The following is a 22369-nucleotide window of genomic DNA, read 5'->3' on the forward strand; positions in this document are numbered from 1 at the left end:
TGCGGTACAGATGAGCATCCCTGGCCTCGTCCGGGGCAGCCGTCTCATATGCACTGAAACAGCAGGGAGATGCCCATCCATGACAGACGAGCAGGCGGCGGCTGACGGCCAGGGTCAGCACGGACCCACAGAGATCACCTACTCCGAACAGTTCTATCCGGCGCGACCGCGATCTCTGCGTCCCCGCGCGCGCCTGAGGCCGCAGGGACAGCCCCGGCCGCACGAGCGAACCGGAGACCCGGTCGGCACCAACCCCGACTACGTGTCATGGCTGCTGCGGCACTCCATGCTCCAGGACGCCCGGGACCTCTCCGTGCAGCTCACCGGCCAGGGCAGCATGTGGCAGAACCCCTTCGCGCGGCCCGACCCCAAGTCCGCCGTGAGCGTCGCCCCGGTGTGGTTCACGGCGTATCCGATCTCTCTCATCACCCGCCCCGGCGAGAGCTTCCTCGGCACGCTGGCCGACCCCGAGCTGTGGCGCACCTTCGCCGACATCGGGATCCGGGCCGTGCACACCGGGCCCGTCAAGCGCGCGGGCGGCATCTCGGGCTGGGACCCGACGCCGAGCGTCGACGGCCACTTCGACCGCATCAGCACCGCCATAGACGCCGCGTTCGGCACGGAGGACGACTTCCGGCGGATGTGCCAGGTCTCAGCCGACCACGGCGGCACGATCATCGACGACATCGTGCCCGGCCACACGGGCAAGGGGCCCGACTTCCGGCTCGCCGAGATGAACGTCGGCGACTACCCCGGCATCTACCATATGGTCCAGATCGAGCCGGAGGACTGGCACCTGCTGCCCGAGGTGCCGGCCGGACGCGACTCCGCCAACCTCGACACCGAGGCCGAGGAGGCGCTGGCGAAGGCCGGCTACATCATCGGCGCCCTGCAGCGGGTGATCTTCCACGACCCGGGCGTCAAGGACACCAACTGGAGCGCGACGGCCCCCGTCCTCGGACCCGACGGCCTCACCCGGCGCTGGGTCTACCTGCACTACTTCAAGGCCGGCCAGCCCTCCATCAACTGGCTCGACCCGACCTTCGCGGGCATGCGGCTCGTCATCGGCGACGCGCTGCACTCCATCGGCGACCTCGGATCGGGCGCGCTGCGCCTGGACGCCAACGGATTCCTCGGCGTCGAGAAGAGCGCGGAGGGCCTGCCGGCCTGGTCGGAGGGACACCCGCTGTCGGAGGCCGCCAACCAGCTCATCGCCAGCATGGTGCGCAAGCTGGGCGGCTTCACCTTCCAGGAGCTCAACCTGACCGTCGACGACATCAGGATCACCTCCGAGGCCGGCGCCGACCTGTCGTACGACTTCGTCAACCGGCCCGCCTACCACCACGCCCTGGCCACCGAGGACACCGAGTTCCTTCGGCTCACCCTCAACATCGCCCTGGAGAGCGGGGTGGCGGCCGCCAGCCTCGTGCACGCCCTGCAGAACCACGACGAACTCACCTACGAGCTGGTCCACTTCGCCACGCTGCACAAGGACGACCACTTCACCTACCACGGTGTGGACGTCACCGGCGGTCAGCTCGCGGAGCACATCCGCGGCGAGCTGGTGCAGACGCTGACCGGGCCCGACGCGCCCTACAACGCCATCTTCACCACGAACGGCATCGCCTCCACCACGGCCACCGTCATCGCCGCCGCGCTCGGGCACGCGTCGCTGGACAACCTCGCCAACCAGGACGTAAGGGAGATCAGGAGGGCGCATCTGCTCCTGGCGATGTTCAACGCCCTGCAACCGGGGGTGTTCTCGCTCTCCGGCTGGGACCTGTGCGGGATGCTGACCCTGCCTCGCGAACAGGTGGGCGCCCTGCTGGCGACCGGTGACACCAGATGGGTCCACCGGGCCGCCTACGACCTCATGGACTACCGGCCGGAGGCGACGGCGTCCGGTTCCGGCATGCCGAAGGGCCACAGCCTCTACGGCAGTCTTCCGTCCCAGCTCGCGGACCCCAACTCCTTCGCGTCCAGCCTGAAACACCTGCTGAGGGTGCGCGAGGAGACCGGGATCGCCACCGCCGACCAGCTGGAGATCCCGGGGGTGCCGCACCCCGCGCTGCTCGTCATGGTCCACCGCATTCCGGAGAGCGCGCAGATCCAGGCGACCGTCCTCAACTTCGGCTCCACATCGGTCGCCGGCTCCGTGGCCTCGGAGCACTTCCGGCCGGGCGCGCGGGCCCGTGACGCCCTCACCGGAACGGAGGTCGGCGTGGTCGACGACCTGCACGCCCTGAACGTCGAGCTGCCCGGCCACGACGGCTTCTGCCTGCTCTTCGAGGAGTAGACCGGAAGTCTTCGACGGACGGGCCGGGAGCGGCACGAAGGGGCGGACGCGCCGTGTGCGGCGGCGCGTTCGCCCCTTCCCGGTGCGTGTCAGACCGTCTTGAGCAGCTCCCGCAGCTCCGCGGTGTCGATCAGGTGGGCGCGGGAGGGGAACACCTCGTCGATGAGCACCCGGTGCACCTCGGGGCGGGAGTCGGCGACGCCGTCGGTGAGGACGTAGACCCGGTAGTCGCGGTCGGCCGCGTCGATCAGCGTGGACAGGACGACGCCGCTGGTGCTGATGCCGGAGAGGATGAGGGTGTCGATGCCGCGCTCGCGCAGCTGCTCGTGGAGGTCCGTGGTCGAGCCCGGCCCGAAGCGGATCTTGCGGACGACGATGTCGCCGTCCTCGGGAGCGATGCGGGTGTCGATCTGGGTGGCGTCGTCCTCGTGGTGCATCAGCTTCGCCGCGGCGACCGCGCTGAACGTCTTGTTCGTCGCCGGGATCTTCGCCCAGTCGTCCTCGGTGAAGGCGACGCGGACGTAGCCGATGGTGGCGCCGGCGGCGCGGGCGTCGGCGATCACGTCCTTGACCCGGGTGACGAGCGCGTCGGGCTCGGCCACCTGCGCGACGATCCCGTTCTGGAAGTCCATCGCGAGCAGGGCGGTCCGGGTGGGGTCGATCGTGGGGGCGGCGGGGGTGGTCATGCGTGGTGCTCCTTGCGGGTGTTCGGTGCTGATTCGGCAGTGCGGGCAGGGGAGTTGTGGGGGTGGGAGGCATCGGGTGCGTCCTTCGTCCTGCGGGCCATCAGCCTGCGGTCCAGGACGGTGAGCAGCAGGACGGCGACGCCCGCCGCGACCAGGACGAGGCCGAGGATGTGCAGGCCGTGGTCGCCGGCGCCGTCGCGGAAGACGATGCCGGCGATCACGGAGGACGTGATGGTGCCGAGGTATCCGAAGGTCCGGAACAGGCCGGAGGCGGTGCCGATCTGGTCCGCGGGCGCCGCGAGGTACAGGGCGGTCTGGTTGCCGACCGTGGCGGCCGCCGAGGTGACGCCGAAGATCAGGGAGACCAGGACGATCGCGACGGCCGGGCTGTGCGAGGTGAGCAGCACGATGCCGCCGGAGCCGAGGATCATCGTCACGGCGGCCGCGATCAGCGGGCCGCGCACCAGGTTGCGGCGGGACAGTGGGCGCGAGAGCAGCGCGGAGACGGCGCCCATCGGCAGCAGCAGGAGTCCCGCCGCCACGGTGGAGTAGCCATGGGCGGCCTCCGTCCACTGGGTCATGCCGTACATCACGCTGTAGACGCCGAGCAGGGTGAGGGCCTGGCGGAGGTAGGTGCGGGCGAGGGCGCCGTTGGCGGCGAGTCCGCGGAAGTCGAAGAACGGCGCGGTCCTGCGCAGCTCCCAGACGACCGTGGGGATCGCCGTCACGGCGAAGGCGGCCAGGGCGGTCCAGTTCGCGCGGGGGAGTGCCGTCAGGAAGACGACGAGTGAGGTCATCGACGCGGCGAAGCCGAGGATGCCGGGCAGGTCGATGCGGTCGGCGATCTGACGGAAGCCGCTGTGGGCGCGGACCAGGACGGGGTCCTTGGGCAGCCATCGCAGGGTCATGGTCAGGGCGATCGCCGTGACGGGCAGGTTGATGAGGAAGGCCCAGCGCCAGCCGACCGCGCCGACCAGGAGGCCGCCGATGGGCGGGCCGATCGCGGCGGTGGCCATGCCCGCCATCGCGAGGCCGCCGAGCACGCCGCCGGGCGGTGCGTCCAGGCCGGCCTGTGCGGCGCGGCGCCGTATGAGCACCATCGCGCAGGGGAAGCCCGCCGAGGTGCCGACGCCGATCAGGACGCGGGCGGCGGTCAGCGTCGCCAGGTTCTGGCCGAGGCCGCCGATCAGTCCGCCGAGCAGCACGAGGAGGATGCCGGCGAGGAAGACGCGGCGCGGGCCGAGGACCTCCGCCAGCTTGCCCGCGGTGGGCTGGGCGACGGCGCTGGCCAGGTAGAGCGAGGAGACGAGGACGGTGGTGGCGCCGACCGAGACGTGCAGTTCGCCCGCGATGGGCACCAGGGCGGTCGCAACGATGGAGCTGTTGATCGGGTTGAGGGCGGAGCCCACGTAGAGCGGGGTGGTGAAGGACCAGGCGAAGGGCGCGTGCCGGGGCTCCGGTGGCGTGCTCCCGCCCCGGCCGGTGGTGGGGCTCATATGCCGCCGCCGCGCAGGTCGGCGTCGGCCAGCCGCTCCAGGATCTCGACGGCCTTCTCCACGTCCGCGCGCTCGTCCGGGGCGATGACCTCCTCGATGGCGCGCACCAGGAAGTCGGAGCGGCCGGTCAGAAGCCGGTCGAGCAGTTCGGTCGCGGACGCGTCGGCGCTGACCAGCTTCTTGCGGCCGTCCTGCGGATCGGGCGCGGTGTGGATCAGGCCGGCGGTCCTGAGCACGGTCAGGCTCTGCGCGATGGCCTGCGCGCTGACGTGCTCCAGCGCGGCGAGCCGGGCCGCGGTGAGGGGGCCCTGCCGGATGATCCTTCCCAGTACGGCGATCTGGGTCGGGGTCAGCCCGGTCGCGTTCTGCCCCGACTCCGCCCGCAGGCGCGCCCGCAGCCGCTTCATCGCGTCCTGAAGACGCTGTGCGGCCACGGCGGAGGCGGTGGACTGCTGCGGGCGGGGGTCGGCGGTCATGACGCCCACCGTAAAACTCCTCAAGCAACTTTGCCAAGTTGCTTGAGGAGTTCTCGGAGGGGGACCGGCTCATGGAGGTCGGTGAGCCGGGGTGCCGCCGTTCGCCGGGGATGGCCCGGCTGGGGTGTCGACGCAGGTCACCGCTGGTGAGCGGGCTTGACCGGGACGTTCGTGCCGACGGTCGCGGGGGCGTCGGCGGCGGTGAGTTCTTCTAGCGAGCGGCCGGTCGTGCGCGGCCCGAGGAGACCGATGTTGACGATGACGGCCGTCATGGCGCAGGCGATGAACACGAAGACGGCGTTGGCGCCGTGGTTCATCAGCAGGGGGAGCAGGACATAGGGCATGACCGCTGAGGCGAGGCGGCTGAGGGAGTAGGCGCCGCCGGCTCCGGTGGCGCGCAGCCGGGTGGGGAAGAGTTCGCCCTGATACACGTGGTAGGCGTTGGAGAAGAGGTTGCTGACCAGGGTGTAGCAGAAGCCGAAGGCGACGATCATCGCGGTGTTGTGCGCGTAGCCGAAGCCCAGACCGAAGGCGAGCATGCCGAAGGCGGACAGCATGATGAGGTACTTGCGCTCGATCCGCTCGATGACGAACACCGACAGCAGCGAGCCGACCGGGTAGCCGACGAAGGACAGAGCGCTGAAGGTCAGGCTGTGCACGATGTCGTAGCCCTTGCTGGCCAGTACGAGCGGGGCCAGCGTGCCGAAGCCGTAGTAGCCGAAGACCTGCAGGATCTGGAAGATCACCAGCATCACCGTGCGGGTGCGCCAGGGTGGCGTGACCAGCTGGCGCAGCGGGGCCTTCTCGGCGGTGGCCGGCGCGGTGGTCTGCCGCGGCCTCGGCGGGGTGACGGTGCCCTGGTGGGCCGACTCCTCGAAGACGCGCACGATGCGGTCGGCCTCCTCGTGCCGGCCCATCGCCTCCAGCCAGCGCGGCGACTCGGGGAGCCGGCGGCGCAGCACCCAGCACAGGGCCGCACCCAGGCCGCCGATCAGGAACATCCAGCGCCAGCCGTCGACGCCCAGGTAGGAGTGGGGCACGATGCCGAGGGCGAGGAAGCCGGCGAGCGGCACGCCGCAGAAGCCCACCGTGTAGGCCCAGCCGATGAGACGGCCGCGGTGGCGTGCGGGCAGCAGGTCCGAGAGGTAGGCGTCGCACAGCGGCAGTTCGCCGCCGATGCCGAGGCCGGCCAGGAAGCGGCAGACGATCAGCATCTCGACGTTCGGGCTGAACGCCGCGAGGACCGAGAAGGCGGAGTAGACGGCGAGGGTGAGATAGAAGGCCCGGCGGCGGCCGAGGCGGTCGGCGATGCGGGACATGACGACCGCGCCGATGAACGCTCCGACGAACGCGGAGGCCAGCAGTGGCTTGAGCTGGTCCTCTCCCACGTGGAAGTCGTCCTTGAGCGCGGTGCTGACCGTGCCGGCGAGGAACACCTCGTAGAGATCGAAGAAGATGCCGAGGCCGACCACGAGGACGGCCATGAGATGCATACGGGTGATGGGTAGGCGATCGAGCCTGGTGGCGACCGAGACGTCCTTCACGGGCCCTCCAGTGAGCGGGGAGTGGGTTGTAAACTCACAATGTGGTTTCGGAACTCATGCTGGCGGCCTAATGGTCTGACGTCAATGGGTGAGTCGCTACGAGTTGGGGCGCTCAGTAATCTTGGCCAACGGCCGGACGGCCGGGGGGAGAGGAGACCAGTGGTGAGTGCGGGCGAGAAGGGCGGTATCCCACCGATCCTGGTGCTGCAGAAGTTCCGCCAGGTGCTGGAGTGCTTCACCATCGCGGAGCCCTGCCTGACGTTGCAGGAGATCACCAAGAAGACCGGGCTGCCGACCAGCACCTGCCAGCGACTGGTCCACAACCTGGTCCGCGAGGGGTTCCTCGACCGGGACGAGGAGGGCTACCGCATCGGCCTCGGTCTGGTGCGCTGGGCGGCACCGGGCACCTTCGGCCTGGACATGGTGCGCCTGACCAGGCCGTCGCTGCAGGACCTGCGCGACGCCACCGGGGAGACGGCGTGCCTGTACGTGCGCGACGGCGCCTACCGCACCGTGGTCTCCATCGCCGACACCCACCACGTGGTCATGCGCCTGTTCATGGTGGGCATGGTCATGGCCCTGCACGCGGGCTCCGCCGGCAAGGTCTTCATGGCGCACGACCCCCTGGCCCGCTCCGCCGCCGTCAGCCACGGCCTGAGCCGGCACACCGCCCGGACCATCGTCGACATCGACCTGCTCGACCAGCAGCTGGAAGAGATCCGCAAGCTCGGATACGCCGCCTCCTTCGAGGAACGCGACCTGGGAGCGGCCTCGGTCAGCGCCCCGGTCTTCGGTCTCACCGGTGAGCTGGTCGCCGTGCTCGGCATCGGCGCGCCGACGCAGCGGCTGACCCCCTCCGACGTCGGCGCCGTCGCACCGAAGGTGGTGGCCGCCGCGGAGGACGCCTCCCGCCGGCTCGGCCACCGTCCAGGGGCCCACTGACCGGCCACCCTCCCCGCGCTCACATCCGCAGCGGCACGGGCGCGGCCGGAACCGAGGACAGCGCGGACTCGAGCTTCCTGCCGAGCAACGCGTGCAACTGGTCGCGTACGGCCACCAGCTTCACGGTGTCGACTCCGGTGGCGATGCCGACATGGTGGAAGAGGTTGACCAGGTCGTCGGTGGCGATGTTGCCCGCCGCTCCCGGCGCGAACGGGCAGCCGCCGATCCCGCCCAGCGCGGCGTCGAAACGGCGTATGCCCAGCTGGACGCCTTCCCAGGCATTGGCCGAGGCCATGCCGTAGGTGTTGTGCAGATGCAGCCCGAGTGCCTGGCCGGGCAGCGCGGCGCGCACCTCCGAGACCGTACGGCGGATGTGGGCCGGACTCGCCGCGCCGATCGTGTCGGCGAGGTGGATGACCTTGGCGCCCGTCTCGGTGAGCCGGCGGGCGACGTCCACCACGCGCCCCGTCGGTGTCTCCCCGTCGTAGGGGCAGACGAACGCGGTCGCGATCGAGGCCTCCAGACGTACGCCGTGCTCGCCCAGCAGCCGGGCGCAGGGCTCCAGCCGCTCCAGGGCGCCCCGGGTGTCCGTGCCGGCGTTCGCCCGGCTGTGGCCGTCGCTCGCGGAGACGACGAAGCGCACGTGCCGGGCTCCGGCCGCGATGGCGCGCCGGGCGCCGCGTTCGTTGAACACCAAGGTGTGCAGCGCGGCGTCCGTGGCCGGTTGCAGGGCGGTCACGAGCGGGTCGGTGTCCGCCATCTGCGGCACCTTCTCCGGATGGACGAAGGCCCCGACCTCCAGGGAGGTCAGCCCGGCCTCGATCAGGCCGTACGCGAGGCGGATCTTGTCGGGCGTGGGCACGGTCACGGGCTCAATCTGGAGGCCGTCCCGCAGCAGCACGTCCGTGATGAGTACCTGCTCGACCCGCTTGTCCGCCGCCGGTCCGGTCATCACAGCACCCCCTGTGCACGCAGCCGCTCGCGGCGTGCCGCGCCGACGCCGAGCGAGTCCAGGACGTCGTCGGTGTGCTCGCCCAGGTCGGGGCCGAGCCACCGGGTGGTACCCGGCCGGTCCTCGAAGCGTGGCACGACGCCAGGGAAGACCACCTCCGCCTTGTCGCCGGAGGCCACGGCGACCGGATGCCGCTCGTGCATGCCGCGGGCCCGGTAGTGCGGGTCGTCGAGGATGTCCGACGCCGTGTAGATGGGGCCGCCGGGGACCGCGGCCTGCTCCAGGGCGCGCAGCACGTCGGAACAGGGCAGCGTGGCGGTCCAGGTGCCGATCGCCTCGTCGAGTTCGTCGGCCCGCGCCACGCGTCCGGCGTTGTCGGCGAGCGCCGGGTCCTCGGCCAGATCGGGGCGGCCGACCAGCCGCATCAACCGCCGGTAGATGGCGTCGCCGTTGCCGCTGATCACGGCGTACTTGCCGTCCGCGCACCGGTAGGTGTTGGAGGGCACCACGCCGGGCAGGGCGCTGCCGGTGCGCCCGCGTTCGACGCCGAACGCGTCGTAGTCGGGGACCAGGGACTCCATCAGCGAGTAGATGCCCTCGTAAAGTGCCACGTCCACGGTCTCGCCGCGGCCGTCACGGTCGCGCCGGTGCAGCGCCATCAGGGCGCCGATCACCGCGTACAGGCCGGCGATCTGGTCGGCGATGCTGATGCCGACGCGGGTCGGCGCCCGGTCCGGATACCCGGTCAGATGGCGCAGCCCGCCCAGCGCCTCGGCGACACCGCCGAAGCCCGGCCGGTCACGGTACGGACCGCTCTGCCCGTACCCGGAGATCCGCACGAGGACGGCCCGGGGATTGACGCGCCGGATCTCCTCCGGGCCGAGGCCCCAGCGCTCCAGCGTGCCCGGGCGGAAGTTCTCCAGGACGACGTCGCAGGAGCGGATCAGGTCCAGACACAGCTCGCGGCCCTCGTCCGTCCGCAGATCCAGGGTCACCGACCGCTTGTTGCGGTTCATCACGCGAAACAGCAGCGAGGTGTCGCCCTCGTGCAGCCGCCAGCGCCTCAACTCGTCGCCGGTTCCGGGTCGTTCGACCTTCACCACGTCTGCGCCGAAGTCCGCCAGCAGCCGTCCGGCGGACGGCGCCGCGATGAAGCTGCCGAGTTCGAGCACGCGCAGTCCGGCCAGGAGGTCGTCGGACCCGGTGGACCCGGTGGACCCGGACGCCATGGAACGTTCCCTGCTCATCTCACACACCCTTCCTTGCTCACATTCTGAGTGCTGCACTCATAATGTGAGCACCTTGGAGAGTGGTCAACGGGTGTCCATACAGCGGACAGGTACGGGCGGACAGGTTCTGGCGACAGGCGCAGGCGCGCGGGCAGCAAAAAGGCCAGGCAGCTTCAGCTGCCTGGCCTTGGACCACCGCGCCGCCGTCCTTATGCGGGCGGCGCAGGGGCGGGGGAACTGGGACTAGCCGACGATGCCGGAGTCCTCGACGACGATCTTCTTGGCGGTCGTGCCCGAGCGGCTGCCGAGGGCCTCGACGGCCTTGACGACGTCCTCGCCCTCGACGACCTCACCGAAGACCACGTGCTTGCCGTCGAGCCACGGCGTCACCACGGTCGTGATGAAGAACTGCGAACCGTTGGTGCCGGGGCCCGCGTTGGCCATGCTGAGCAGGAACGGCCGGTCGTGCTTCAGCTGGAAGTTCTCGTCCGCGAACTTCTCGCCGTAGATGCTCTTGCCGCCGGTGCCGTTGCCGTTGGTGAAGTCACCGCCCTGCAGCATGAACTCCGGGATGACCCGGTGGAAGGGCGCACCCTTGTAGCCGTACCCGTTCTGGCCGGTCGCCAGCTCACGGAAGTTACGCGCGGTCTTCGGCACGACGTCGTCGAACAGCCGGAAGACGACGCGGCCGAGCTTCTCGCCATTGGCCGAAATCTCGAAATAAACGTTCTCGCTCATGCCTCTGATTCTCCACAACTGGCGCGCCCAGGTCGAACAGGCCCCACGCGCAGGTGTCCGACCTGGCGTGGTATCCGGAGGGCCGGCGTGGGTCAGCCGGTGATGCGCAGGGCCCGCAACTGCTCCTGCAGCGGGCCCAGGCCGACATCCCCGCGGCGCTCGTCGACGCTCTGCGGACGGCGGATGGGATACGGGCGCAGCGTGCGGGGGTTGATCCGCGTCCCGTAGTACTGCGGCTGTCCCAGGTCGACGGCGCACTGGTCGGCGATATAGGCGAGGTGTATCGCCGGGCTGTGGCCGTCCGCCATGGCATCCGCGATCAGGTCGCGGCACCTCAGCCGGAAGCCGAGGTCGGGAGCGTGCAGCAGGATCATCAGGGCCGCGGTCGAGGCTGGCGGGCCGACCAGGTCGGCGTGCGGCCAGCCGTAGCGGCCGACGATCGCCGCGAGCGCCTGGGCGTTGTCCCGGTGGCACTGGACGATGCGGTGCTTGCGCAGCGGTGTGGGGTCGGCGTGCGCCTGGCGCGTCAGCTGCCGGTCCTCGTCGGCGCGACGCAGCAGCTCGGCGGCCAGGGCCGAGGCCACCGCCAGGGGAGCGGGTGCGGCGGGCGCGGCGGCTTCCGGTGGTGCGGCGTCACGGCGTCCGTCACCGTGCGCGAGGTCGTTCACGCCGCTGCCCACGTGCCCTGCCCTGCTCTTCACGGTGTCGCCCCCCGTCGTCCGATCGCGAACCACACCCGCTTGCCCGGCGTCCCCGGTTCGGGTGGTGCCGTGCCCCAGCCGTCGGTCAGCGCGGAGACGATGGCGAGCCCGCGCCCCGACTCGGCCACCTCGTCCGCCGGCCGTGGCCGCGGTGGCACGGGGGAGCGGTCGGCGACGAGGACGCGCAGCGTGTGCTCGGTGCACTCGATGGCCACGGTGACCGTGTCGCCCGGTCCGCGGCTGGCGTGTCTGACGGCGTTGGCGAACAGCTCGCCGGTCGCCGTCGCCGCGTCGTCGAGCCGCTCGGGATGCGGTACCAGCGCGGCCAGACGCTCGGTGACCAGGCGCCGCACCGCGGCGCCCCAGGAGGGGTCGGCCGGGAAGGTGGAGCGCAGGAGTTCGCCCGCGACGGGTCTGGGAGGACGGAGTGGAGCGGTCGGCACGCGGGCGACGGCGTTGTTCTCGTCGGGTGCCGGTGGGGGTGACGGCGTGTGGCGCGATGAAGCCCTGAAGGCCGTCATCGAACCTCCTTCGTACGCAGCCCTGTTGTGGGGTGGCTGCCCCGGTGGCCGTCGGTGCCGGCGGTGGGCCGATGTGCCGAGGTCCGGAGATGAGGTGAGGCGACCGACCCGTCGGAACATCAGTTCCCTTGGCGCCAACGGCAGTTGGGCACCACGTAAGCGCACAGTGCGACAGGTCACCGGATCACTATGACGTCCAGCAAACTCAGCCCGCAACCTTCGTTCCGATAATTTCAGATCTATCGCATCGTTCTGTTGGCGTCATGGCGTTCGTGGCAGACTGCGGAGCGTGACCGCCGTTCCAGGAGGTGGAACGTGGGGGACAACCGCTCGGGCGGCAGCGCGCCGACGGTCCTTCGGATCGTGCTCGGCAGGCGCCTGCGGACCCTGCGCGAGCGGGCCGGGGTGTCGTTCGAGGACGCGGCGCGGGCCCTCGGCGTGACGCCGCTGACGGTCCGCCGGATCGAGAAGGCCGAGGTCGGGCTGCGGATTCCGTACGTGCGGGAACTGCTGCACCGCTACGGGGTACCGGCGGCGGAGATCGACGGCTTCGTGTCCCTGGCCAGGGAGGCCAACCGGCCTGGGTGGTGGCACACCTTCCGGGACGTGCTGCCCGAGTGGTTCAGCACCTACGTCAGCCTGGAGAGTGAAGCCGGCGTCATCCGTCTGTACGAACCCCACTACGTCCCGGGCCTGTTGCAGACGCAGGACTACGCGGCCGCGCTCCTGCGCATCGGCTTCCCGGACACGTCTCAGGAGGAGATCGACCGTCGCGTGTCCCTGCGCCTCAGGCGCCAGGACCTCCTGGAGAAGCCGGACGGCCCGGCCGTATGGGCCATCCTGGACGAGACGGTGCTGCGCCGGCCCGTCGGCGGGGCCGAGGTGATGCGGGCTCAGATCGACCGGCTGGTCGAGTCGTTGGCCAGGCCGAAGGTCCGTATCCAGGTCATGCCCGTCTCCGTGGGAGCCCACCCCGGCGCCTTCGGCCCCTTCCACCATTTCTGTTTCGGATCCTCCGAACTGCCCGACGTCGTCTACGCGGAGAACCTCACCGGTGCCGTCTACGTGGACCGGCCCGAGGACGTCGCCGCCCATCTCGAAGTCCTGGACCGGATGTCCGATCAGGCGGAGCCGGCCACCCGAACCATGGACATCCTGCGTGACCTGCGGAAGGAGCTGTGACCATGGGAGTCGAGAGCCGGATCTACAGTGGGATGCCCGCCGCCGACCTGGGAACCGACGGCTGGCACAAGCCCTGGAGCGGGACCAACGGCGGCAGTTGCGTCGAGGTGAAGCGGCTGCCCGACGGCAGCGTCGCCTTCCGCCAGTCCGCGGACCCCGAAGGGCCCGCGCTCGTCTACACCCGCGACGAGGTGATCTCCTTCCTGGAGGGCGCCAAGACCGGCCAGGCGGACTTCCTCGTCGCCTGAGCGCGCGGGCCGCACCGTCACTCGGCGGGGGCGCCCGGCTCCCCGTGACGGTCGCAGGTCGGCGACGCCGTGCCGCCGCCCACCGCGGCGGCGCAGCCGACCGTGGACCCGAGAGGTACGCCGTTGCCGCGCAGCACCTCGCGGACGTCCAGGATCAGCGGGAAGACCTCGTGGTTGCGGTCCTCGCCCTGCTCGTCCCACGCCCGCTGCTCGGCCTCGACGGCCATCCGGTCCTCGGCGAACACCCGCTCGGTGAACCGCCTGATGAGTGGCCAGGCCAGCTGAAGCGCACCGGGCACCCGGGGCTTCTCGATCATCAGCAGGCCGTAGGTGCGGCAGACGCGCTGCTCGGCGTCCTCGGGCACGTACACGGCCCACAGCCGGAACGCCGGCCGGTCGGCGCCCTCCGGCACCAGGTCGAGCGTCTGGTACGGATACTCCGTGCGGATGGTCATGACATCGCTGGAGTCACGCCCGGTGAGGCCCTCGCCGGCCAGGATGCCGGCGCCGCGATTCCGCTTGCCTCCCGTGTGCGTGAACAGATACCTCGCCTCCACCGAGCGCGCGTCGGCCCGGTGCCCCAGCAGCTCGGGACGGAGCTTGCCGACGACGCCCCGGTGCAGGAACTGATGGTTCATGTCGAGGAGGTTCTCGTGCATGAACGAGTAGTGGCAGCGAACGGTCCGCGCGTACGTCATGGTCTTGTAGCGCCCCGAGCCGAAGGCGGGCAGTGCGGGCACGGGCGTGTCCGCCGCCCGCTCGGAGGCGCCGGGGAAGACGAACACCAGGCCGTACGCCTCACGGACCGGATAGCCGCGCACCCCGCGTGGCGGCCGGCCGTCGCCCTTGGACAGATACGGGATCTGCGAGATGCGGCCGTCACCGCGGTAGGCCCACGCGTGATAGCAACAGCGCAGGGCCTCACCCTCCACGACGCCCATGCTCAACGGGACTTGCCGGTGTGCGCACCGGTCCTCCAGCGCGTGGACGGTCCCGCTCTCCCCGCGGTAGAGCGCGATGCGCTCACCGGCGAACGTCGTCGCGAAGGCCTGCTTGGTGCGCACGCTGCGGGACAGTGCGACGGGATACCAGTGATCGGGGTGCGCCCCGATGCGCCGAAGGTCAGTTTTGCTGTGGCTTGCTGCGCGATGTCCCAAGAGACGATCGCTCCCCGTTTTGACGGATTCGGTATCGGTCATCCCTTTCCTTACCACATGGGATCCGGCACGGACAGCCCCCGCGTCGCGCCCACGCCCGCACCTGTCACATCGAACCTCCCCGCCCGGTCTATCTGGTGACGACCGAGGAGCAGAGGGAATCATGCGAGAGATTGTGATCGTCGGTGGCGGCTACGCGGGCTTCTACGCCGCCTGGGGTCTGGAGAAGAAGCTGCGGTCCGGCGAGGCGCGGGTCACCGTGATCGACCTCCGCCCCTACATGACGTACCAGCCCTTCCTGCCGGAGGTGACGGCCGGATCGGTCGAGGCGCGGCACGCCGCCGTCTCGCTGCGGCGGCATCTGCGCACCACCCGCCTGATCTCCGGGACCGTGGTCGAGGTCCGCCACGCGGACCGGCGCATCACCGTCCGGCCGACGAGTGGGGCCGACCACGAGCTGGGCTACGACACCCTCGTGGTCACCGCCGGTGCCGTGACCCGCACCTTCCCCATCCCCGGACTCGACCAGCAGGCGATCGGGCTCAAGCAGGTGGAGGAGGCGGTGGCCGTCCGCGACCGGCTGATGACCGCCTTCGACCAGGCCGCCTCCCTGCCGCCCGGCCCCGCACGGCAGAAGCTGCTCACCGTCGTGTTCGTCGGCGGCGGCTTCTCCGGCGTCGAGGGCTTCGGCGAACTGCTGTCCCTGGCGACGGCGATGCTCAAGTCCTACCCGGAGCTGAGCATGGACGACCTGTCCTTCCATCTGGTCGAGGCCCGCGGCCGCATCCTGCCCGAGGTGAGCGACAAGCCCGGTGCCTGGGTGGTGCGTTCGCTGGAGCGCCGCGGTGCGCACGTCCACCTCGACACCCAGCTCCTGTCCGCCGCGGACGGCCACGTCGTCCTGTCCAGCGGCGAGGAGTTCGACGCGGACCTGATCGTGTGGACCGCGGGCAACGGCTCGAACCCCGTCGTGCGGCAGCACACGGATCTTCCCGTCGACGAGCGAGGGCTGCTCGTGGTCCGGCCAGATCTTCGCGTGGGTACGGAAAGCGAGCCCGTGCCCGACGTGTGGGCAGCCGGAGACGACGCGGCCGTTCCCGACCTGGCCTCGCGCGCGCCCGGAGCCCGTACGGTGCCGAACGCCCAACACGCCGTACGCCAGGGCAGGTTGCTGGCCAGGAACATCGCCGCCGGCCTGCACGGAAAACGCCTCCGCGACTACCGCCACCCCAGCCTGGGCGTGGTGGCGACGCTGGGCATGGGGCGCGGCATCTTCCAGTACAAGCGCCTCGTCATCAAGGGCTTCCCGGCCTGGCTGATGCACTGCGGGTATCACGTCCTGGCCGTGCCCTCCTGGGAGCGCAAGGTCCGCGTCCTCGCCGTGTGGCTCACCGCCGCCCTCTTCGGCCGTGACCTGGTCTCGCTCGCCTCCGTGCAGCACCCGCGGGACGCGTTCGTGGCGAACGGCAATCCGCGGGTCGCGGCTCGGGAAGGCTCGGTGCGGTAGCGGCCCCGGCAGGTTTTTCGTCCGGACCTGTCACAGCGGGTCGCCCACCCCGGTCCATGAGGACAGTTCCGACCGGAAGAAACGGAGACCGCAGGATCATGGACCTCGCCCCGTCTCCCGCCAAGAGCGACCTGGACGAGGCCGTCGCCGCCTTCGTGCAGCACCGACCCCGCCTCTTGGGCATCGCCTACCGCATCCTCGCCAGCGCCGCCGAGGCCGAGGACGTCGTCCAGGAGGTGTGGCTGCGCCGGCAGAAGACCGACCGCTCGGTGGTGATCAACCCCGCGGCCTTCCTGTCGAGCACCGCGACCCGCCTGGCCATCAACGTCGCCCAGTCCGCGCGCGTGCGGCGGGAGACCTACATCGAACCGTGGCTGCCCGAGCCCGTCGACACGAGCGGGGACCCGGAGCTGGGCGCACAGCGCGCGGAGGCGGCTGGAACTGGCCCTGCTGCTGGTGCCGCAGAAGCTCGGCCCCACCGAACGCGCCGTCTACGTACTGCGCGAGCCCTCGACTACGGCTATCCCGAGATCGCCCGCACGCTCCACCTCAGCCTCGTCAACGTACGGAAGATCGTGAGCCGGGCGCGCAGGCGTCTCGCCGACGAGCAGCGGGAGAGCGTGGACACGGCAGGGCACCGGCGCCTGCTGCAGGCCTTCGTCTCCGCCGCGCGGACCGGGGACGTGGCGTCGCTGGAGACCGTGCTCACCCCCGACGCCGTCAGCCTGTCCGACGGCAACGGTGCCCGCGGCTGCGCCCGCCTCCCCGGGCTGGGCCGGACCCGGGTGGCACAGCTGTCGGTCCACCGGCAGTTCTGGCGGGTGGCGGGCCGGCCCGCGCTGGTCGCCGCCAACGGGCGTACGGGCGCGGTGATTCACCGTGAGGGCGGGCCTCCCGCTTTCGTGACGGTGGCCGCCTCGAAGGAAGGCATTCACACGGTGCTGTGTGGCTGTTCAGCCCGAGCAAGGTCGCGGCGTTCCTCGCTTCACGCTCACGTGGGCAAGGGGCCTGGGGGCTCGTTCCATGACCGCAGCTTGTCGGGGTTGAGGATCATCCAGACGTATGCGACGCGGTGATCGGCCACATCGAGGCAGATCACCCCGGCGACCCGGCGTTCGTAGCAGACGACCAGACCGGTCCGCCCGTTGACGGACTGCGCGCTCAAGGTGGTGCGCGGCCGGCGCGCGAGCAGCGTGAGCAGTGTGCGGGCCACCTGCCGGTTTCCGTGGACCGGCCGGTCCGGCGCCCTGATCTTGCCGCCCCCGTCGACGAACGCCGTGGCCTGCGCGCACAGCAGCGACGCCAGCAGCTCACCGTCGCCTTCCAGGCACGCCCGCCCGACGGCGCGCACCACGGCGTCCTGCTCCCGCGGCGCGGTCAGCAGGGCACGGCCCAGCGCTGCGTCGATGCCGGCGGACGCCTCTTCCGGGCTCTGCGCGCACTCCTGCCCGGGTCCGCTGTCGCCCTGGTCAGGTCCGCCCTCGCCCTGCCCGGTCCCGGCAAGGCGGCTTTGACAGCTCCGGCCCGCGGTCTGCGCCAGCCAAAACCTCGGCCGTACGATCTGCCGGCGCGCCTCGTCCGACAGCCCGTACCAGCGGCGGTAGACCTCGTCGACGACCCGCTCCGCCTCCCCGGCGCTGCCCAGCATGCAGTAGGCCACGTCCAGCAGATACCGGCGTTCGTCGAGCAGGTCCGCGATCGGGACCGCGTCCGCCTCGTCCATACGGCATCCTCCCTCCCGCACCAGGGCTTCGGCGGCTCGTCGTGTCGTTTCACTGGTTTGACCGGGCACCCGCAGATGTTGTGACACGCGTGCCTCCCCACAGGCGGCCCCTTCGGTGACGCACGACACTCGCCCCCGTGTCACATCTGCGCCGGTTGTCCTGTCTCAACTACAGAGACCGGTACGACTCCCGGCGAAGCTGGAGGTGCGCTTCCCATGACCGCTGTAAGAGGAGATCCCACCCTGCCCTGGCACGAACGGGCCGCCTGCCTGGGTCAGGACCCCGAGCTTTTCTTCCCCGTGGGCAACAGCGGCCCCGCGCTCGTCCAGATCGACGAGGCCAAGGCCGTCTGCGGCCGGTGCCCGGTCGCCGAGCAGTGCCTGCGCTGGGCCCTGAAGGCGGGGCAGGTGGACGGCATCTGGGGCGGCACCACAGAGAGCGAACGCCGCGCGATGAACCGGCGCGACGCCGGCGAGACCCAGGACGCGGTCACCGCGGAACCGGTCACCACGGCGGCCTGAGCGCAACTCTTTCTGACACTTCACGGAATGGCGGTGATGGGGCCGTGGGTGACGGACTCCAGGAAAACGACGAACCGGAACGGGGCAGAGGCGAAAGGGTCGCCGACTGGGCCGACGGGCGCCTCGGTCTCTACAGCCTGATGCGGGGAAAGGCGCGGAAAGCCTTTCCCGACCACTGGTCGTTCCTGCTCGGCGAGATCAGCCTCTACAGTTTCGTCGTCGTCGTCATCACGGGTGTCTATCTGACGCTGTTCTTCCACCCGTCGATGAACCAGGTCGAATACCACGGCAGTTACGCGCCGCTGCGCGGTCAGATGGTCTCGGAAGCCTTCGACTCGACGATGCACATCTCCTTCGACGTCCGTGGCGGTCTGCTCATCCGGCAGGCGCACCACTGGGCCGCGCTGGTCTTCGTCGCCGCGATGTTGTGCCACCTGATGCGCGTGTTCTTCACGGGCGCCTTCCGCAAGCCCCGCGAGCTCAACTGGGTCTTCGGATTCCTGCTGTTGGTCCTCGGCATGTTCGGCGGTCTGACGGGCTACGACCTGCCCGACGACCTGCTGTCGGGCACCGGACTCGCCGTCGTGAACGGCACGATCCTCTCCATCCCGATCGTCGGAACGTACCTCTCGATGTTCCTCTTCGGAGGCGAGTTCCCCGGACACGATCTCGTGGCCCGCTTCAACACGATCCACGTGCTGATCATCCCCGCCGTGATGGTGGGACTGCTGGTCGCTCACCTCTTCCTGGCCCTCGCCCACCGGCACACGCAGTATCCGGGCCGGGGGCGCACCGAGAGGAACGTCGTGGGCCCGCCGCTCAAGGTCCGGGCCGTGAAGTCCGCGGGATTCTTCTGCCTCGTCGCGGGCGTCATCTTCACCATCGCCGCCGTCGCACAGATCAACCCGGTCTGGCGGTACGGCCCTTACCGCGCCGACCAGGTCTCGGCCGGGTCCCAGCCCGACTGGTACATGGGCGTCGCGGACGGCCTGCTGCGCGTCATGCCCGGCTGGGAACTCACCTTCTGGGGCCACACCCTGGCGCTGGACAACCTGATCCCGCTGCTCGCGGGGGTCGGCGTCTTCGCCGCCATGGGTGTCTACCCGTTCCTCGAGGCCTGGGTGACCGGCGACGACCGTGAACACCACCTGCTCGACCGACCCCGAAACCGCCCCGCGCGCACGGCACTTGGCGTCTCCTGGATCAGTTTCTACCTGGTGGCCCTGCTCGGCGCCGCGAACGACATCATCGCCACCCGCTTCCATGTCGGAGTCGAGTCGGTGACCTGGGCGGTGCGCGTCGGCCTGATCGTCGTACCTCCCCTCGTCTACGTCCTCACCAGGCGCTGGGCACTCGGCCTGCAGCGCCAGGACCGCGACAAGGTGCTGCACGGCCGCGAGACCGGCATCATCAAGCGCATGCCGAACGGCGAGTTCGTCGAGGTGCACGAGCCGCTCGGCCAGGAGGAGTTGGCCCTTCTCACCCAGCGCGACCAGTACAAGGCGATCGGCCCGGGCTCCCCGGCCGGCGGGGAAGACCCGGACGACGGATTCCGCCCGGTACGCCGCCTGCGTGCCGCACTGAACCGCACCTTCTACGGTGAACAGGTCCCGGTCGACGAGCCGCCCGCGCGGGACCAGCACGAGCTCACCGGCGAACCCACCCCATCGGCCGGCACCCGAACCGAGAACAACTGACGCCGCCCACAGCGGCCGGACACGAAGTGGCCCCCCGCCGACCGGCGGGGGGCCACTTCCTGGACTTACTTAGTGCTGCTGTGCGTGTAACGCGCCTGGGAGTCCGTGACGACCTTGCGGGGGTCGTCCTTGGCGGCGAGCCCCATGCGGATGAAGTCCTCGAGCTCGAACGCCTCGGGGCCTCCTACCTCCACCACGCCGCCCACCGGGTCGTGGATCATTCGGCGAGCTTTCCTTCGGTCGAGATCTCCTGCATCAGAGCGGAAATCTCGTCCGGGACGGCCGGAATGGTCTCGCGGGTGACTCCCGTCTTCGGCGACCACACGAGATTGACCTGAAGGTCCGGGTCCTGGCCGGGGAAGTCGCTGCGGTTGTGGCAGCCCCGGGTCTCGCGACGCTCCAGGGCCGATTCGAGGGTGGCCCGGGCCGCCAGGACGGCGGACTTGAGGTCGAAGGCGTGCCCGAGGTCCTGGTAGCCGGCGATGTCCGGGTGCACGCCGACGTCCTCCATCCGCTTCTCGATCGCCGTCAGCTCCGCGAGCCCGGCGCTCAACCCCTCTTCGTCGCGTACGACGCCTGCGTGCTCCGTCATGGTGTTGCGCAGGGCGCGCTGCAAGGCACGTACGTTCTCCACCCCGTCGGCGGCGAGCAGCTCGTCCACCTCCGCGCGGGCCTCGGCGATCGCCCGCGCCGACCGGGGCTGGGCGGTCAGGGACTCCGAGTACGCGGCGGCCGCCCGGCCCGTGATCCGGCCGAACACCAGCAGCTCGATGAGGCTGTTCCCGCCGAGCCGGTTGGCGCCGTGCAGCCCGCTGGAGGCCTCGCCGATCGCGTACAGGCCGCGTACGTCGGTGCTGTGGTCCTCGGGCCGTACCCACACCCCGCCCATCGAGTAGTGCGCGGTGGGCGCGATCTCGATCGGCTCGCGGGTGATGTCCAGCATCTGCAGATCCAGCAGCGTCTGGTACACGCGGGGCAGCCGCGTCATGATCGTCTGCCGGGGCAGGTGGGAGACGTCGAGCCATACGCCGCCCTTGGGCGTCCCGCGCCCCTCCTTGATCTCCGTGTAGGAGGCGAGTGCCACCCGGTCACGCGTGGACAGCTCCATGCGCTCGGGGTCGTAGCGCGTCATGAACCGTTCCCCGAGCGCGTTGCGCAGGACGCCGCCCTCACCGCGGGCGGCCTCGCTGACCAGGGTGCCGGCCGCGTTCTCCGGCTCGATGATCCCGGACGGGTGGAACTGCACCAGCTCCGCGTCCCGGAGCCGGGCCCCGGCCTCCACCGCCAGGCGGAAGGAGTCGCCGGTGTTCTCGTCGCGCCGGGACGAGGTGCGCCGCCAGATCCGCGTGTGGCCGCCCGCGGCCAGGATGACGGCGTCGGCATGGATCAGGTAGCGCCTGCCGTTCGTCAGGTCGAAGCCGTACGCACCGAAGACGGCGCCGTCGTGCACCAGCAGCCGGGTGATGTAGACGCCTTCCAGTACGGGGATTTTGAGCTGCTCCGCGCGCCGGACGAGGGTGCGCTGGATCTCCAGACCGGTGTAGTCGCCGGCGAACGCGGTCCGCCGGAACTTGTGCGCCCCGAAGAACCGCTGGGAGATCCGGCCGTCCTCCTCACGGGCGAAGGCCATGCCGTACCGCTCAAGATCGTCGATGCCACGGGCGGCGCCCTGCGTGACGATCTCCACGGTCCGGGGGTCGGCCAGCAGGTAGCTCTCCTTGAGCGTGTCAGCCGCGTGCTGCTGCCAGCTGTCCTCGGGGTCCATGGTGGCAAGGGCCGCGTTGATGCCGCCGGCGGCAAGCGCCGTGTGGGCGTCCTCCTTGGGACGCTTGCCGACCGCGAGCACGTCGACACCGGCCTCGGCCAGTTCGATCGCCGCACGCAGGCCGGCTCCTCCGGTGCCGATCACCAGCACCATGGTGGAAAGACGTTGTTCGGTGAGAGCCACGGTCGTCTCCGGTCGCCAAGGGTTTCAATCGCTTCCATGAGTACGACCGGGCCGGGGAGGCATCTGTGACACTGCTCCGCTGCTGCCGCCGCCACGCACCTGCGGCAGCCCGTCAGCCGGGATACGGGGACGACGAGCGGCTCAGGGGAGCGCGTGCTGATATGCCGTGGGCGCTGCCTTTACGTCGTCGGGGTGCGCGATGATCGCCTGGCCGAGTTCGGCGCCGTCGTACATGGACCACACCTACCAGCTCACCCGCGCCGTCGCACATCAGACGCGGGGGAGCGACGAGCGTGACCAGATCCTCGCCGGATGACGGCTGTCACTCGCAGAAGACCAGCACCTTGGCATCCGGTTCCTCGACGTTGACCGAGACGTCGTCGAGGTGGTCGATGAGCTCCTCGAGCTGCTGTGGCTTGAGCTCGGTGAGGTCGATCGGTACGCCTGACCTGGCCAGCTCCGCGTTCACTTTGGTGAGTGCCTGCGGAGGGATGAGGCTGGCGAGCCGGACGCCGGCGCGCAGCAGCTGGAGCGGGATCTGGACGTCGACCCGGCTCGGCCCGTCGCCGTCGGCGGTCTCGCCGGACAGCACCATGAGGCGCAGGTACTTGGGCCGGGACTTCGCGCGGGACGCGCCTCCCGGCGGCGACACGGCCCGCTGCCGTTCGAGGGCGTCGATCAGCCGCTCGGCCTCGTCCGTGGTGATCTTGCCCTCGGCGAGCATCTCCAGGATCTGACGGCGCTGCTCGTTCATCGCTGCTCCTTCTGCTCCGTACCGCTGTGGACCTGCTCTGTACGGCTCCG

At 70.5% G+C, this 22369-nt stretch carries 21 protein-coding genes and 1 pseudogene; 8 read left to right on the plus strand and 14 right to left on the minus strand.

The genetic code is table 11. The features are described 5' to 3' along the window. Positions 1 to 79 precede the first annotated feature (79 nt). Positions 80 to 2296, plus strand: coding sequence for a maltose alpha-D-glucosyltransferase (treS, locus tag ACGFYN_RS37290; protein ID WP_393870404.1), 2217 nt, complete (start codon positions 80 to 82; stop codon positions 2294 to 2296). A gap of 89 nt (positions 2297 to 2385) precedes the next feature. Here treS and ACGFYN_RS37295 read toward each other — a convergent pair whose 3' ends face one another. The 4 genes from ACGFYN_RS37295 to ACGFYN_RS37310 form a co-directional block, all read right to left on the minus strand. Continuing rightward, on the minus strand, positions 2386 to 2982 hold the full coding sequence (locus tag ACGFYN_RS37295) for a cysteine hydrolase family protein (protein ID WP_393870405.1): 597 nt from the start codon (positions 2980 to 2982) through the stop codon (positions 2386 to 2388). Continuing rightward, the gene (locus ACGFYN_RS37300) at positions 2979 to 4478 is read right to left on the minus strand and encodes an MFS transporter (RefSeq protein ID WP_393870406.1); all 1500 of its coding nucleotides are present in this window, start codon (positions 4476 to 4478) and stop codon (positions 2979 to 2981) included. Before ACGFYN_RS37300 ends, ACGFYN_RS37295 begins: the two co-directional genes overlap by 4 nt. Beyond that, positions 4475 to 4954 carry a MarR family winged helix-turn-helix transcriptional regulator gene (locus ACGFYN_RS37305; protein ID WP_393870407.1) on the minus strand — a complete coding sequence of 160 codons (480 nt, stop codon included), beginning with the start codon at positions 4952 to 4954 and terminating at the stop codon, positions 4475 to 4477. Before ACGFYN_RS37305 ends, ACGFYN_RS37300 begins: the two co-directional genes overlap by 4 nt. Before the next feature lie 137 nt (positions 4955 to 5091). Then, the gene (locus tag ACGFYN_RS37310; RefSeq protein WP_393870408.1) at positions 5092 to 6498 is read right to left on the minus strand and encodes an MFS transporter; all 1407 of its coding nucleotides are present in this window, start codon (positions 6496 to 6498) and stop codon (positions 5092 to 5094) included. Positions 6499 to 6660: 162 nt separating this feature from the next. On the opposite strand from ACGFYN_RS37310, the gene ACGFYN_RS37315 reads away from it, so the two are divergent. Next, positions 6661 to 7440, plus strand: coding sequence for an IclR family transcriptional regulator (locus ACGFYN_RS37315; protein ID WP_393870409.1), 780 nt, complete (start codon positions 6661 to 6663; stop codon positions 7438 to 7440). A gap of 19 nt (positions 7441 to 7459) precedes the next feature. Here ACGFYN_RS37315 and ACGFYN_RS37320 read toward each other — a convergent pair whose 3' ends face one another. The 5 genes from ACGFYN_RS37320 to ACGFYN_RS37340 all read right to left on the minus strand — a co-directional run bounded on the left by ACGFYN_RS37320 (position 7460) and on the right by ACGFYN_RS37340 (position 11581). Next, positions 7460 to 8392: a hydroxymethylglutaryl-CoA lyase gene (locus ACGFYN_RS37320; RefSeq protein WP_393870410.1), complete on the minus strand. Its 933-nt coding sequence runs from the start codon at positions 8390 to 8392 to the stop codon at positions 7460 to 7462. Then, positions 8392 to 9639 (minus strand): CaiB/BaiF CoA transferase family protein, encoded by a 1248-nt coding sequence (locus tag ACGFYN_RS37325; protein ID WP_393870411.1) that lies wholly within the window; start codon positions 9637 to 9639, stop codon positions 8392 to 8394. The genes ACGFYN_RS37320 and ACGFYN_RS37325 overlap by 1 nt, the downstream gene beginning before the upstream one ends. Before the next feature lie 225 nt (positions 9640 to 9864). After that, positions 9865 to 10359: a peptidylprolyl isomerase gene (locus ACGFYN_RS37330; protein WP_393870412.1), complete on the minus strand. Its 495-nt coding sequence runs from the start codon at positions 10357 to 10359 to the stop codon at positions 9865 to 9867. A gap of 92 nt (positions 10360 to 10451) precedes the next feature. Further along, positions 10452 to 11060, minus strand: a complete 609-nt coding sequence (locus tag ACGFYN_RS37335; RefSeq protein ID WP_393870413.1) for a DUF6624 domain-containing protein — start codon at positions 11058 to 11060, stop codon at positions 10452 to 10454. Next, positions 11057 to 11581: an ATP-binding protein gene (locus tag ACGFYN_RS37340; protein ID WP_393870414.1), complete on the minus strand. Its 525-nt coding sequence runs from the start codon at positions 11579 to 11581 to the stop codon at positions 11057 to 11059. Before ACGFYN_RS37340 ends, ACGFYN_RS37335 begins: the two co-directional genes overlap by 4 nt. Positions 11582 to 11896: 315 nt before the next feature. Between ACGFYN_RS37340 and ACGFYN_RS37345 the strand changes: the two genes are divergently transcribed. Continuing rightward, a complete protein-coding gene (locus ACGFYN_RS37345) occupies positions 11897 to 12763 on the plus strand; it encodes a helix-turn-helix domain-containing protein (RefSeq protein WP_393870415.1) in 867 nt (288 codons plus the stop codon). A 2-nt stretch (positions 12764 to 12765) separates the two neighbouring features. After that, positions 12766 to 13011 carry a DUF397 domain-containing protein gene (locus ACGFYN_RS37350; protein WP_393870416.1) on the plus strand — a complete coding sequence of 82 codons (246 nt, stop codon included), beginning with the start codon at positions 12766 to 12768 and terminating at the stop codon, positions 13009 to 13011. Between the two features lie 17 nt (positions 13012 to 13028). Here ACGFYN_RS37350 and ACGFYN_RS37355 read toward each other — a convergent pair whose 3' ends face one another. Further along, the gene (locus tag ACGFYN_RS37355) at positions 13029 to 14210 is read right to left on the minus strand and encodes a Rieske 2Fe-2S domain-containing protein (protein ID WP_393870417.1); all 1182 of its coding nucleotides are present in this window, start codon (positions 14208 to 14210) and stop codon (positions 13029 to 13031) included. A 121-nt stretch (positions 14211 to 14331) separates the two neighbouring features. Between ACGFYN_RS37355 and ACGFYN_RS37360 the strand changes: the two genes are divergently transcribed. Next, positions 14332 to 15675 carry an NAD(P)/FAD-dependent oxidoreductase gene (locus ACGFYN_RS37360; RefSeq protein ID WP_393870418.1) on the plus strand — a complete coding sequence of 448 codons (1344 nt, stop codon included), beginning with the start codon at positions 14332 to 14334 and terminating at the stop codon, positions 15673 to 15675. Positions 15676 to 15773: 98 nt separating this feature from the next. Next, positions 15774 to 16702, plus strand: a pseudogene (locus ACGFYN_RS37365) (sigma-70 family RNA polymerase sigma factor). Here ACGFYN_RS37365 and ACGFYN_RS37370 read toward each other — a convergent pair. After that, complete coding sequence (locus tag ACGFYN_RS37370) at positions 16667 to 17398, minus strand: RNA polymerase subunit sigma (protein WP_393870419.1); 732 nt, start codon at positions 17396 to 17398, stop codon at positions 16667 to 16669. The pseudogene ACGFYN_RS37365 and the gene ACGFYN_RS37370 sit on opposite strands and share 36 nt — an antisense overlap. Before the next feature lie 243 nt (positions 17399 to 17641). Between ACGFYN_RS37370 and ACGFYN_RS37375 the strand changes: the two genes are divergently transcribed. Together ACGFYN_RS37375 and ACGFYN_RS37380 are read left to right on the plus strand one after the other, a co-directional pair. Beyond that, a complete protein-coding gene (locus ACGFYN_RS37375) occupies positions 17642 to 17920 on the plus strand; it encodes a WhiB family transcriptional regulator (RefSeq protein WP_393870452.1) in 279 nt (92 codons plus the stop codon). 44 nt (positions 17921 to 17964) lie between these two features. Next, positions 17965 to 19617: a cytochrome bc complex cytochrome b subunit gene (locus ACGFYN_RS37380; protein WP_393870420.1), complete on the plus strand. Its 1653-nt coding sequence runs from the start codon at positions 17965 to 17967 to the stop codon at positions 19615 to 19617. A 65-nt stretch (positions 19618 to 19682) separates the two neighbouring features. Here the strand turns inward: ACGFYN_RS37380 and ACGFYN_RS37385 are convergent, their stop codons facing one another. The 3 genes from ACGFYN_RS37385 to ACGFYN_RS37395 form a co-directional block, all read right to left on the minus strand. Next, positions 19683 to 19838 (minus strand): hypothetical protein, encoded by a 156-nt coding sequence (locus ACGFYN_RS37385; RefSeq protein ID WP_393870421.1) that lies wholly within the window; start codon positions 19836 to 19838, stop codon positions 19683 to 19685. Further along, positions 19835 to 21535: an L-aspartate oxidase gene (locus ACGFYN_RS37390; RefSeq protein WP_393870453.1), complete on the minus strand. Its 1701-nt coding sequence runs from the start codon at positions 21533 to 21535 to the stop codon at positions 19835 to 19837. The genes ACGFYN_RS37385 and ACGFYN_RS37390 overlap by 4 nt, the downstream gene beginning before the upstream one ends. 352 nt (positions 21536 to 21887) lie before the next feature. Beyond that, entirely contained in the window at positions 21888 to 22319 is a 432-nt protein-coding gene (locus tag ACGFYN_RS37395) for a hypothetical protein (protein WP_393870422.1), read from the minus strand. Positions 22320 to 22369: the final 50 nt, after the last annotated feature.

This window comes from Streptomyces sp. NPDC048419 (assembly GCF_043200415.1).
Classification (GTDB): Bacteria; Actinomycetota; Actinomycetes; order Streptomycetales; family Streptomycetaceae; genus Streptomyces.